Genomic DNA, 12,848 nt, shown 5'->3' on the forward strand with positions numbered 1-12,848 from the left:
ATCCACGTTCGGGGGTGATCATGCCGGGGACAAGGCTATCTCTGTTGCTCGTGTTGATGGGCGCGATCTCTTTGGCTGGGACTGCGCGGGCCGGCACCATCCAGTTTCGCGGCGCGATCACGGAACCCTCATGCCAGATGACCCAGGTCAGCCAATCGCGAGGGATATCAACCACGTGTAGCGAGGCTGGAACGATGACGACCCGAACGCTGAGCGATATCCGCCAACTTCCTCGCGATACGCGCATCGGCCCCAATCTGATAAACGTAAAAGCGGTACTCGGCGCCGGTGCCAGCGCGACGGATGCCCTGCCAGTGGGCTACATCGTAACCATCACCTATCTGTAGGACTCCAGAGCATCGTGCGCGAGCGACGAGGCTGATCAAGCCTTGTCAGCCGTCTCACTGGGCTTCAGCCATGTCCGCCGAGTCATCTCGGAATCCAGGACCAGCCTGCCATGCACGCGGCCGTTCATGCGCGTGACGTAATGCGTGCACTCTTCCATATGCGCCGACATCAGCGACCGCACCGCCTCCGCATCGCGCGCGCGGGCAGCCGCCACGATGCGCCGGTGGAACACCACGTTGGCGGCCCCGAAGCGTTCGTGCTCGCACGCCGGCGTCTCGTTGCCGAACACGACTAGCTGGCGAATCATCTCGTTGATGAGTTCGCAGCAAAAGCGCAGCATCGGATTCGGGTTCGCCGCGGCCAGGATGTCGTGGAAGGTCAGATCCTCCTGTCGCTGGTCCAGCATCCTGGTGCCGGCGGCAGCCTGTGACGCCGGGTCGCACAAGTCGATCGTGCGCTCGAGCGCCAGAAAATCATCCTCGGTCAAATGCGGGATCGCGCCGGCGGCCAACTCGGGCTCCAGGAGCCGTCGGACCGTGTAGACATCGGCTATGCCAACGTCCTTGAAGAATAGATAGTTCTGCATGAGCTGGAACGTGCGATCCAGCGGTACTTCAACGATCGTGGCACCGCCCGAAGGCCCGGTGCTGACACTGATCAGTCCCTGGACCTCCAACGACTTCAGTGCCTCCCGAATCGTGCTCTTGCTGACCGAGAACATCTGCTGAAGCTTGATCTCGTGAGGCAGTTTGTCGCCCGGCTTGAGGTTGCGCTGGGTAATCAGCCGCTTCAGTTCTTCAGCCACGAGGTCCGCGCGTTTCTGCTTGCGGATTCCAATGGCACCTTCCTTCGCTTCGCGAAACATCGACATTGCGCAATCCTTCACGTTTGCTGGACCTGCATGCCTCGCCCAGTCAGCCACTGGGCGCCATTCTATCCATCAGGGCCCGGCTGCCGCACCCGGACGAAAGGGCAGCGCCAGGCTGATCCGACGAGGACGCCCACGGAATCAGCGGGGCTGCGTAAACCCTGACCCCGCATTCATTGACAAGCCGTTTTCCAGCCTCCTAAGATGATTCTATTCTATTTATGATGATAAATAGGATAAATGCAATCGACCTGCCTCTCGCTGCGTCGCGCCAGGAGGCGGAATAAAGCTGGACGGGGCCAGGTGCCACATACGGCGCCAAAAGCTTCGCCACAACACGATCCCCACCTAACGAGGAGTGAGCCGTGAACCGTCGTGATTTGCTGAAGTTGGCTGCCGTGTCGGCAGTCCCTGGCGTAGTGACCTATTCACGCAGTGTCCTGGCAGCCGGGGAGGCCATCGAGCTCGGGTGTCCCGTGCCGATGTCCGGCGCGTTCGCGGCAAACGGAAAGTTCGCGGATCTCGGCATGAAACTGGCCGTGGAGCAATATGGCAAGGTCCTGGGACGCCCGTTGCAGTACAGCGTCCTCGATACGGAGGGCAAGCCAGCCACGGCGGTCAGAAAGGTGCAGGAGCTGGCGCAGCAGAAAGCCGCGCGCTACTTTGCCGGCGGCATCCTGTCCTCGGAATCGCTTGCCATGGGCAAGGAAGCGGAGAAGCTTGGCGGTGTGTTCGTGACGACCGCTGGCGCCGACGAAATCACCGGCAAGGACTGCAACCGGGCCACGTTCCGCTGGTCCGTTCCCACCTACGGCGCGATCGAACGCACGGTGCGACCGCTGATCGAAGCGATGCCGAAGGCCAAGCGCTGGTACACGATCACCCCCCAGTATGTGTTTGGCGACGGACTGCTTTCCGCGGCCAAGGCCATCTTCAAGGAAAAGGGCATCGAGCACGTCGGCAACAGCTATCACGCGCTGACCGAGAAGGAATTCAGCGGCTACCTCACCAATGCGATGGCCGCCAAGCCGGATGTGTTGCTGATCCTGAACTTCGGCTCGCAGTCGTCGGACACCCTCCGGCAGGCCGTGAGCTTCGGCATGAAGAAGAACTGCACCATCCTCGTCGCCTGGGCGTCGGGTCTGGAACAGTTCGAATCGCTCGGCGCCGACCTCTGCGAAGGCGTCTACTTCGGCGCGCAGTACTGGCACGGCGTGGACACGCCCCTGAATCGCGATCTGGTCAAGCGCGCCAACGAGAAGTTCAAGGCGAATCCGAACTACAGCCTTGCCGGCTCATATATCTGCACGAAGATCCTGGTGGACGGCATGATCAAGGCAGGCTCGGCCGATCCGAAGGCCGTGGTGGCGGCGCTGGAAGGTCTGAAGTACGAGGGCCTGACGGGTCCCGAAGAGATCCGGGCCGGCGACCATCAGGTACTCAAGAACTACTATCTGTTGAAGGGCAAAGCCAAGTCCAGGATGAAGGACAAGGATGACTTTGCCGAGATCGTGAGCGTGGGCAAAGCATTCCTGCCGCTCGATCAGACGCAGTGCAAGATGGCATAAGCCGCGCGAAACCGCGGTCGTTCTGACCGCGGACATCTCAAGTCATATTCGATGCACCGGACCGCGCTGCCGCGGTCCGGCGGCCTCCCACATTCGCACGGTTTATGAACGTCTATCTGTTGCAGGTCATCAATGGCGTTGGCATCGGGATGCTCTACTTCCTGCTGGCAGTAGGCTTGTCGATCGTCTTCGGTCTCTTGCGCTTCGTGAATTTCGCCCACGGCGCGTTCTACGCGCTTGGCGCCTACCTGTGCTTCCAGGCGCTCCAGTTCGGCCTGGACTTCTGGGCGGCGCTCATCCTGGCACCCATCATCATCGGCGCGCTGGCATGGCTCACGGAAAAGGTGATGCTTCGCTATGTCTACGCGCAGCCGCACGAATTCCACATCCTCATCACGGTCGGCCTGGCCCTGGCGATCCAGGAACTCATCATTGTCGGCTGGGGCCCGCTAGGTGTCGACGTACCGCCTCCCGATGTGCTGCAAGGCGTGGTGATGTGGGGCGATTTCGTCTATCCGAAGTATCGCCTCTTCGTGATCGGCTTCACGGCCCTCCTTGCCGTTGCGCTGTGGTGGCTGCTCGAAGGCACCCGTATCGGCAGTGCCGTTCGCGCTGGCAGTGAATCCACGGAAATGGTCTCGCTGCTCGGCATCAATGTTTTCCGGCTGTTCAGCCTGATGTTCGCGCTCGGCGCGGGGACTGCCGCCATCGCGGGCGTCCTCGCCGCGCCGATCCGGGGCGCCGAGCCGTTCATGGGCGTGGAAGCCCTGGGGGTGGCCTTCATCGTGGTCGTGATCGGCGGCATGGGCAGCTTCACTGGCGCCCTGGTGGGCGGCCTGCTTGTTGGCATCGTGCAAAGCCTGATGAGCACGCTCTGGCCGGAAGGTGCCCGGCTGATGATCTATGTGGCCATGGCCGCGGTGCTGTTGCTGCGTCCGCACGGCCTGCTTGGGAGGGGATGATGGCGTCAAGCAGAGAATGGTTGTTTCGCTACCGCTACTGGTGGCTAGCGCTGGGCGTCACGCTGCTGCTCCCGCTGACGATGCGTTCGGGCACGCTGGCGACCGAAGTCCTGATCTATGGCATGGCTGCCATGGCCTGCAATCTTCTGCTCGGGTATACGGGCCTGCTGTCATTCGGCCAGGGGATCTTCTTTGGATTGGGAAGCTATGCGGTTGGCCTGGCGCTGACACGTGCCGGCGGCCTGCCGATGCCGGTGGCATTGCTGGGCGCCGCCGTGATCGGCGCGGCGACGGCGGCGCTGGTAGGGTGGTTCTCCATCCGTCAGCGCGGCACGTACTTCGTGATGCTGACGCTGGCGTTCGCGCAGATGTTCTACTTCCTCGCCTACACCGCGCCCGGCATCACCGGCGGTGACAACGGCTTGCTCGACATCCCGCGTCCCCCGATTTCCATCGGCGGGCACGCCCTGATCGATCTGACGTCGTCGTGGGGATTCTACGGATTCGTGGCGGTGCTGTTCCTGATTGTCTTCGCACTCGTTCTGCGCGTCACGGAATCCGTCCTCGGCCGCACGCTGCTGGCCATTCGCGACAACGAGGAACGGGCGCTCGCCGTCGGCTACAACGTCCGGGCCTTCAAGCTGCTGGCATTCATGATCTCCGGCGCCGTGACGGGGCTTGCCGGCGCCTTGCACGCCATGCTGACCGGTATCGCGCCGCTGGCGAATATCGACTACCACGCGAGCGAAATGATCCTGATCATGACGGTGATCGGCGGCACCAGCAATATCTTCGCCTCGGTGCTCGGCGCGGCGTTCTACGTCCTGCTGGCGGACTGGCTGTCCACGCTCTGGCCGCGCTGGCTCATGCTCCTGGGCTTCCTGCTTATCGCGGTCAGCCTGTTCATGCAGCGCGGATTGTGGGGCCTGGGATCGACCATCGCGGCACGCCTGCGAGGCGTGACGGGCACCGCATCCACCCAGGAGGAGCGCGCATGAGCACGCCGATTCTTGAAGCCACGGGCATCGTCAAGCAATACGGGAAATTCATGGCGCTGGGCGGGGTCGACCTGCGCGTGATGCCCGGGACCGTTCACTCCGTTATTGGCCCCAATGGCGCCGGCAAGACAACCCTGTTCCATATGCTGACCGGCACGCGGCCAGTCAGCGCGGGGCGAATCGTGTTCGAGGGCAAGGATGTCACGGCCGAGGCCGACTATCAGCGGGTCCAGCGCGGCATCGCCCGATCCTTTCAGGTGACCAGCCTGTTTCCCAACCTGTCCGTGCGCGAGAACCTGCGGCTGGCGGCGCTTGGCACCTCGCCCCGCAAGGCGATGAATGGATGGCGTCTGCCGGCCGGCGACCTCGCCTGCGCCGAGGTTGTCGACCACGTGCTGGAGCGGCTTGAACTCACCCATGTATCGGGCTCCGCTGCCGGCGTGCTCTCGCATGGCCAGCAACGGCGGCTGGAGGTGGGCATGGCGCTGGCGGCACGGCCCCGCGCCGTGTTCCTCGACGAGCCGACTTCCGGCATGGGCGTGGACGATCTGGGCGCGATGAAGCGGTTGATCCGTGGATTGGTCCAGGACCATACCGTCGTACTGATCGAACACAACATGGACATCGTGATGGATATCTCGGACACCATCACCGTGATGCAGCAGGGCAAGGTGCTGATGGAGGGCGCGCCAGCCGACGTGCGCAGCGATCCTCGCGTCCGGGCGGCCTACCTCGGCAACATGATCACCGGAGGCAAGGGATGATGCTCGACGTACAGGATATTCATGGCTACTACGACAAGAGCCATGTATTGCAAGGCGTCTCCCTTGCCATTGGCGATGGAGAACTGGTCACGCTACTGGGCCGCAACGGCGCCGGCAAATCGACAACCTTGAAGGCGATTGCGGGCATCGTGCCCCCACGCGGCGGGCGTGTGCTGTTTCATGGCAAGAACGTTGCGGGAATGGCCCCGCACCGGATCGCGCGCGAAGGCCTGTGCTTCGTGCCGGAGCACAGGGGCATCTTCAAGCTGCTGACCGTCGAGGAAAACCTGAAGCTGGCGGCAAGAAAGGCGTCGCCATGGCAGCTTGAGGATGTCTACCGGATTTTCCCGCGTCTGCGCGAGCGGCGCCGCAATGGTGGCGCGCAGCTTTCCGGGGGCGAGCAGCAAATGCTTGCGATCGGCCGGGCCCTGATGAACCATCCGCGCCTGCTCATGCTCGACGAGCCCGTGGAAGGGCTGGCACCGGTCATCGTCGAAGAGATCGTCGCGCAGCTCAAGGTCATCAAGGCGGCGGGCGTCCCCATTCTTCTGGTGGAGCAGAACCTTGAGGTCTGCATGCAGCTCGCTGACAGGCATGTGGTGATCGAGCAGGGAAGGGTGGTCTACACCGGCGGCAACGAGGAGTTCCGCCGCAACGACGCGGTCAAGGACAAGTACCTCGGCGTCGGCCTTACCGTCTGATCCGCCATCGCACTGGAGAACGCATGAGCAACACCCAAGCATCCGCCGGCATCGGACATGATGTGCGCATCAACGGCTCCCGCCTGTGGGACACGCTGATGCGCCTTGCCGAGATTGGCGCAACTCCCAAAGGGGGCGTCTGCCGGCTTGCATTGACTGACCTGGACCGCCAGGGCAGGGATTTCTTCGTGAAGGAAGCCGAAGCAGCCGGCTGCGCGATCCGCGTCGACGCCATCGGCAATATCTTCGCGCGCAGACGTGGCCGCAACGACAGCCTGCCGGCCGTCATGACCGGAAGCCACATCGACACCCAGCCGACAGGCGGCAAATTCGATGGGAACTACGGCGTGTTCGCCGGCATCGAGGTCCTCAGGACGCTCAACGACCACGGCATTGTCACCGAGGCCCCGCTCGAAGTGGCAGTCTGGACGAACGAAGAGGGATCTCGGTTCGTGCCCGTGATGATGGGATCTGGCGCGTTCATCGGAGAATTCGTCCTCAAGGATTTGCTCGTGCAGACCGACCGCGAGGGTATCTCCGTCAAGGATGCACTCGAGGCCATTGGCTATGCGGGCTCGGCACCGATTGGCGAACCCAGGCCCGGCGCGTACTTCGAGGCTCATATCGAACAGGGGCCGGTGCTGGAGGCACACGACACCGTGATCGGCGTCGTGACTGGCGCGCTGGGGCAGCGCTGGTACGACGTCACCATCACGGGCATGGAAGCCCATGCGGGACCGACACCGATGGCGCTACGCAAGGACGCGCTGCTTGCGGCTTCGGAGCTGGTCGGCATCGTCAACCGTATCGCGCTGGACCATCCGCCGCACGGGCGCGGTACCGTGGGCTGCCTGACGGTCCATCCTGACTCCCGCAACGTGATTCCCGGACGCGTCAACATGACCGTCGATCTTCGCGCATCGGACGACCGCTTACTGACCTCGATGCACGACACGTTCCTGGCCCAGACGCGCGACCTGGCGGTACGTAACGGTATCTCGATCGATGTCCGGCAGGTTGTCTACTTCCCTCCACAGCCATTCGACGAGCGGCTGATCGGTGCCATTCGCGCGGGCGCCGGACGGATCGGCCATTCGGAGATGAACGTTATCAGCGGCGCTGGCCACGACGCGGTCTATCTCGCGCGCGTGGCCCCGACCGCCATGATTTTTGTGCCTTGCAAGGACGGCATCAGCCACAACGAAATCGAGGATGCGAAGCCGGAGCACCTGGAGGCGGGGGCCAACGTGCTGCTCCATGCCATGCTCGATGCGGCCAATCGGTAATCGTCGACATCATTCCGATCATTCAGGACACCCATGAAGATTCTGATCGCCAGGCTCAACCACGAAACGAACACATACTCGCCGGTGGCAACACCGCTTGAGTCTTTCAGCCCACGGTACGGGGCGCAAGGGTATCGGGCCGCCAAGGGCACACGCACTGCTGCCGGCGCGTTCATCGACCTCGCCGAAGCGGCGGGCGCGGAAATCGTGGTGCCGGTGATCGCCGGCGCGAACCCAAGCGGCCGTGTGGCCGCTGACGCCTATACGCACCTGACGGACACGATCGTCGCGGCGGCGGCTGGCTGTGATGCGGTGATGCTCGATCTGCACGGTGCGATGGTCGCGCAGAACAGCGACGATGGCGAGGGAGAACTGCTCCGGCGCCTGCGCCAGGTCCTGCCCGACGCGCCGATCGCGGTTGCGCTCGATCTGCACGGCAATATCACGCAGCCGCTGATCGATCATGCCGACATTGCCGTCAGCTTCAAGACCTATCCGCATATCGACATGTACGAAACCGGCGAACATGCCGGCCGCCTGCTTCTGGAGATGATCGCCGGGCGCGTGCGTCCCGTCATGGCGTGGCGCAGACCGCCGCTTGTAACCCATACCCTGCGCAGCCGCACCGACGAAGGGGCCATGCAACGGGCGGTGGCATTGGCCAAGGAGGCGGAAAAGGGCGGCATGTTGGCGGTATCCATCCTGGCCGGCTTTGGTCTGGCCGACATTCCGGCGCCGTGCATCAGCGTGATCGTGGTGGGCAATGGCGATCGCCAGAAGGCGGACGAAGTGGCCGAGCGCATCGCGGCGCAGATCTGGGAAGAGCGCGAGGGCTTCACATATCGACCCGATCCATTGCCGACATCCATCGCCATGGCGGCGGCTGCGGCGAACGCCACCGCCGAGCACCGTCCCGTGCTGCTCCTCGATCATGGTGACAACTGCATGTCGGGCGGCACCTGCGACAACATGGCAGTTCTGCACGAGGCGTTGGCCCAGGGCCTGGATGGCATCGCAGTCGGCCCGGTGTGTGACCCGGAAGCCGTGGCCAAACTGATCGCGGCAGGCGTGGGAGCAAGCGTCACGCTCAACGTCGGCGACAAGGTGGCCGCGCCCCAGCTCAACGTGTATCCGGAATCAAAGCCGCTATCCGGCAAGGTCACCGCGATCAGCGACGGGGAATACGTCATCACCGGCCCGACGTATACGGGCCAGCGCATCCGGATGGGCCGCACGGTGCTGCTCGATACCGGTGCGGCAAAGGTCATCGTCACCGAAACGCCGCAAGAGCATTGGGACCTTGGCATCTTCACCCATATCGGCGTGGACCCTCACGCTGCACGGTTCCTGATCCTGAAGTCGCGCATGTATTGCAGGCCGGTTTTCGTGCCGATCGCGAAGTCAGTGATCGAATGCGATAGCGAAGGCGTGACCAGTTCGCGCTATGAGATGTTCCCGTTCCGCAATGTCTCCAGGCCGGTGTACCCGCTGGACAAGGAGACAGCCTGGTCGGCGTCGGCAGGTTGATTTGACCGGGGAAGGGCGCAGGGCAGGGGGCTTATGCGCTCAACCTGGCCGTCGATTCGGCACGGCCGTCTCAAATAGCAGCTCGAGTTCGGCTGCGGCATCCAGCAAAGGCGTGGCGCTCTTCTGCACGCGCATCTGGACCAGCGCTCCCGAGATCGTGGCCATTGCCATGCGGGAAAGCCGGTGCGCCCGGGGCGCTTCCACTTCGCTTCGAAGCAGCGCCTGCTCGATGATGCAGGCCCACGCGCCAAATGCTGCCTCGCCGGCCTGCCGGATGTCTTCGTGCTCAGGCGCGAGTTCCAGAAGCGTGGTCGTGATCGGGCAGCCGTCCCGAAATTCAGATTGCTTCATCCAGCCGGCAAGCAGTCCGCAATACTGCGTGATCAGGCGGGAAGGCGAGTCAGATTGGCGCGCCAACTCCTCCAGCGTCGCCGCGACCTTATTGCCAGCAAACTCGATTGCCGCTACGCCGATCGAGATCTTCCCGTTCGGAAAGTAGTAGTAAAGCGACCCCTTTGGCGCGCCACTCGCGCCGAGGATGTCGCTCAGACCGGTGCCCGCATAACCCTGTTTCCGAAAAAGCGCGACGGCACTCTGCACGATCGCATCACGATGCTTGGCGGCTGCTGACATGTCGTTCGGGTCCTTGCCTTGTTTTCCCTGATCGAATTATATAGAGTGGTCTACATAATATCGAGGAGAACGTACATGGAACGTCAGGACAAGCTTGCCTTGATTCAGCAAATCAGCGCCACCGCGCCTTTCAACCGATGGGCCGGGTTCGAGGTCCTGCGCGCGGGTGACGGCGAAGCGGAATTGGGGATGGACTGGCGCGCCGAAGACATGGCGCAATATTCCGGCTTCCTGCACGCCGGGCTGATCTCGGCCTTGCTCGACACCGTATGCGGCTTTGCCGCCGCAACAGTTTCCGGCCGCGTCCTGGCATCCCACATCGCCGTGAGTTGCCTAGCGCCGGCGGTTGGGCATCGGTTTATCGCCCAGGGCAAGGTGGTAAAAGCGGGCAAAAAGCAGGTCTTCACCAAGGCCGAGTTGTATGCGCTGGGAGAGGACAATGCGCGCAAGCTGGTGGCGATTGGCGACACGATCCTTGTGCCGGTTGAGGAGTCGCGGTAGCTTGGCGAGGCGGATGGCGCGGCGCGGTATCTGATGGTCGACATCCGTTGTCTGGGCCCTGGATTTCCTCTTGGCGTCCAAACGGTGGCAAACGGAGGCAAACGATGGCACGCGTTCGCGTTAACGGCTTCACCATCTCGCTCGACGGATACGGAGCGGGTCCGAATCAGGACATTAACAATCCGCTAGGCATTGGCGGGACAGAACTCCATCAGTGGTTCGTCCCGACACGGACGTTCCAGCGATCGTTGTTCGGCAAGGACGGCGGCACGACCGGGGTTGATGATGACTTCGCCGCGCGCGGCTTTCAGAATGTCGGCGCCTGGATCCTTGGGCGGAACATGTTCGGGCCCATTCGTGGGGACTGGCCGGACATGAACTGGAACGGCTGGTGGGGCGACAGTCCCCCGTATCACGTTCCAGTCTTCGTCTTGACCCATCATCCGCGCCCCTCCGTCGAGATGAAGGGCGGGACAACGTTCCACTTCATCACAGGCGGCATTCGCGAGGCCCTCGACCGCGCCCGCGAGGCCGCAGCCGGCATGGACGTGCGGATTGGCGGCGGTCCGGAGACGATCAGGCAGTATCTTCGCGAAGGCCTCATCGACGAACTGCACATCGCCATCTCGCCGGTTCTGCTTGGCCAGGGAGAATCGCTGTTCGAAGGGATCGACTTGAGAGCGCTGGGATACACGTGCGTTGAGTCCGTGGCCACCGAAAAGGCTACGCATGTCATCCTGCGACGCTAGGGACGCACGGATGACATGCCTGCAGATCGGCGCCAGTCCTCAGCGGGGGCCCCAGCTTCCGCTAATCAACTCGGTCGGTTTTTGCCGCGCAATGATACGGGCGCAATCGTCCCAGGCGTCGACGCGCACATTCAGGCCCGCGTAAATGCCATAGCCTGCGCCGGTCAGAATATCTTCCTCGGTTTGGATTCCCTCGCCAGCCTTGATGGCCCCTTCGGCAACGATGGAGCCTTTGGCCTTGATACCCCATCCCGCTTCCAGGTGCTGACCGGCGTGAATGGCACCGCCAGCCTCGATGCCACAGCCGGCAATGATGTCATGCTGTCCGTCAATGCTCTCGCCGGCCCTGATCCCACGGCCACAATGGATAGCGCCTTGCGCGGTAATGCCGTCTCCAGCGAACAGGTTGCCATGCGTCGATATGCGCTCGCCGGCGGTGACAAACCAACCGGCGCGGAGATTGCCTCCACAATCGATCCTTGTTTCGGCCTCGACTCCCCAACTGGCCTTGATATCGTCGCCAGCCTCGATGGTGCCACCGCTGTAGACGTTCCCTCCGCAGTCGATATCCGTACCGGCCACTATCGCAGTCCCCGCCCGGATGCCCGCGCCGACACGGATGCTGTGCCCGACCCGGATCACTGATTCGACGTCGACGCTTCCTTTCACAATCACTGTGCCGGCGAAGACCAACGCCTTGGTGTCGAGCGCATTCAGCATGAGCACCGCATCGGTCGGGCCAAACTGCTGGAGCAGCCAGCAGGCATCCGCAACGCGATCCGCGCGGACCAGCGCATCGAGCAGCCGTTGATAGTCGCTACCACCGTCGCGATTGCGCAGAAACCATTTGTATCCATCCGCGCAGGGGCGTTTGGCCTTGATAAGGTTTTGAGAGAGTTCCATAGCAATGAAATCGCCGCTTGCAATCGTGCCCGGGCCGTCGCACGGCGAGCAGATTCCGCCCACGTCAGATGACAGGCGACAGGTACCCGAATTGGATCGAAGCCGGCTTGGGTTCGGTAATTGATCGAGGTGAGGGCGAGCGGCCAGTTGTCGGCCTGCACAGCAAGCAGCAGACCGCCTTCGAACGCTCGCATCCCCCAGAGCAAGATGCCGTGCCAGGAAGATCAGGTGGACTGCGATTTAGTCCCTGGCTTCCCGCACGGCTAACAAAAGCACGGCGAGAAGGGAAGCCTGTTGGGCGATCACTTGCGGAATAGCAGAGTCGCGCAGATCGGCACAGGCACAGGCGTACGCAACATGCTTGGCATGTTGGCGGTTGGCGCTGTGGGTCTGTACGGAATGCATTCGATCGCCAGGTTTGAAAGGGGGCTCACACGACGAACGCGCAGTTGGCGTCTTACAGGGCGGTACACCACTAGACAGTGTCGCCGCGCAGTCTGGACTTCGTGGTCCAGCCGAGAGTCGTGCGGCGCTATTAGACCATACTCCGCGCAACGGCTTTGTCACGTTAATGGTTATGGTCCGCAATGAGGATGATATTGACGGCCTTTCGATGGACCGCGGACGGATTCTGGGTGATACCGGCGAAGACACGCCAGGTCTCGAAGCGTGCAGCGCCACGAACATTTCGTCCAGATGCCCGGTGCTTCCTGTCTCGCGCCGCACGGACTTGACCCGATCAGCGCATTCGTTGCCGCCTGGTTGACCGGTACGACATTACAACTTAGCCCCTACATTCACTGTCCAGTGGGTTCTGAGATGTCACTCCGTCCGCTAATTAGAAATGTCAGTCCGGGCGTGCTTTTTGTGCGGGGTGGGATGTTTGTTGTGGGGGGCTGTCGGGCGGTGGCGCTGGCCGGCAGCACCTGAGGCTGGAGCAGGGTGGGAGCCGTCGGGTCCCACCATCGCCCGCTCCAGATCGAGCCGGTTGATCAGCCGCTGGCGCTTGACGTTCGGCGCGGCCTGCACCGCGCGCGGCG

At 62.8% G+C, this 12,848-nt stretch carries 13 protein-coding genes and 1 pseudogene; 10 read left to right on the top strand and 4 right to left on the bottom strand.

Going from position 1 to position 12,848, the window contains the following annotated elements; genetic code table 11:
* Positions 1–44 precede the first annotated feature (44 nt).
* Positions 45–347, top strand: a complete 303-nt coding sequence (locus D769_RS32250; RefSeq protein ID WP_187192277.1) for a hypothetical protein — start codon at positions 45–47, stop codon at positions 345–347.
* Positions 348–382: 35 nt separating this feature from the next.
* Here the strand turns inward: D769_RS32250 and D769_RS07025 are convergent, their stop codons facing one another.
* Positions 383–1,219 (bottom strand): FCD domain-containing protein, encoded by an 837-nt coding sequence (locus D769_RS07025; protein ID WP_008643509.1) that lies wholly within the window; start codon positions 1,217–1,219, stop codon positions 383–385.
* Positions 1,220–1,581: 362 nt separating this feature from the next.
* On the opposite strand from D769_RS07025, the gene D769_RS07030 reads away from it, so the two are divergent.
* The 7 genes from D769_RS07030 to D769_RS07060 all read left to right on the top strand — a co-directional run bounded on the left by D769_RS07030 (position 1,582) and on the right by D769_RS07060 (position 9,022).
* Positions 1,582–2,784 (top strand): ABC transporter substrate-binding protein, encoded by a 1,203-nt coding sequence (locus tag D769_RS07030; RefSeq protein WP_008643511.1) that lies wholly within the window; start codon positions 1,582–1,584, stop codon positions 2,782–2,784.
* A 104-nt stretch (positions 2,785–2,888) separates the two neighbouring features.
* Positions 2,889–3,746: a branched-chain amino acid ABC transporter permease gene (locus tag D769_RS07035; protein ID WP_008643513.1), complete on the top strand. Its 858-nt coding sequence runs from the start codon at positions 2,889–2,891 to the stop codon at positions 3,744–3,746.
* On the top strand, positions 3,746–4,744 hold the full coding sequence (locus D769_RS07040) for a branched-chain amino acid ABC transporter permease (RefSeq protein ID WP_008643514.1): 999 nt from the start codon (positions 3,746–3,748) through the stop codon (positions 4,742–4,744). The genes D769_RS07035 and D769_RS07040 overlap by 1 nt, the downstream gene beginning before the upstream one ends.
* Positions 4,741–5,508 (top strand): ABC transporter ATP-binding protein, encoded by a 768-nt coding sequence (locus D769_RS07045; RefSeq protein ID WP_008643515.1) that lies wholly within the window; start codon positions 4,741–4,743, stop codon positions 5,506–5,508. Before D769_RS07040 ends, D769_RS07045 begins: the two co-directional genes overlap by 4 nt.
* A complete protein-coding gene (locus D769_RS07050; protein ID WP_008643516.1) occupies positions 5,505–6,209 on the top strand; it encodes an ABC transporter ATP-binding protein in 705 nt (234 codons plus the stop codon). The genes D769_RS07045 and D769_RS07050 overlap by 4 nt, the downstream gene beginning before the upstream one ends.
* A gap of 23 nt (positions 6,210–6,232) precedes the next feature.
* On the top strand, positions 6,233–7,495 hold the full coding sequence (locus D769_RS07055) for a Zn-dependent hydrolase (protein WP_008643517.1): 1,263 nt from the start codon (positions 6,233–6,235) through the stop codon (positions 7,493–7,495).
* 33 nt (positions 7,496–7,528) lie between these two features.
* Positions 7,529–9,022 carry a M81 family metallopeptidase gene (locus tag D769_RS07060; RefSeq protein ID WP_008643519.1) on the top strand — a complete coding sequence of 498 codons (1,494 nt, stop codon included), beginning with the start codon at positions 7,529–7,531 and terminating at the stop codon, positions 9,020–9,022.
* A gap of 39 nt (positions 9,023–9,061) precedes the next feature.
* Here the strand turns inward: D769_RS07060 and D769_RS07065 are convergent, their stop codons facing one another.
* Positions 9,062–9,655: a TetR/AcrR family transcriptional regulator gene (locus D769_RS07065; protein ID WP_008643521.1), complete on the bottom strand. Its 594-nt coding sequence runs from the start codon at positions 9,653–9,655 to the stop codon at positions 9,062–9,064.
* Between the two features lie 75 nt (positions 9,656–9,730).
* On the opposite strand from D769_RS07065, the gene D769_RS07070 reads away from it, so the two are divergent.
* A complete protein-coding gene (locus D769_RS07070; protein WP_008643524.1) occupies positions 9,731–10,156 on the top strand; it encodes a PaaI family thioesterase in 426 nt (141 codons plus the stop codon).
* 104 nt (positions 10,157–10,260) lie between these two features.
* Positions 10,261–10,905, top strand: a complete 645-nt coding sequence (locus D769_RS07075) for a dihydrofolate reductase family protein (protein ID WP_008643526.1) — start codon at positions 10,261–10,263, stop codon at positions 10,903–10,905.
* A gap of 39 nt (positions 10,906–10,944) precedes the next feature.
* Here the strand turns inward: D769_RS07075 and D769_RS07080 are convergent, their stop codons facing one another.
* Positions 10,945–11,808 (bottom strand): hypothetical protein, encoded by an 864-nt coding sequence (locus D769_RS07080; protein ID WP_008643528.1) that lies wholly within the window; start codon positions 11,806–11,808, stop codon positions 10,945–10,947.
* A gap of 834 nt (positions 11,809–12,642) precedes the next feature.
* Positions 12,643–12,848 (bottom strand): annotated as a pseudogene (locus tag D769_RS32510) (ISNCY family transposase); the annotation flags it as partial.

Origin of the sequence: Cupriavidus sp. HMR-1 (assembly GCF_000319775.1) — a bacterium.
Lineage (GTDB): Bacteria > Pseudomonadota > Gammaproteobacteria > Burkholderiales > Burkholderiaceae > Cupriavidus > Cupriavidus metallidurans.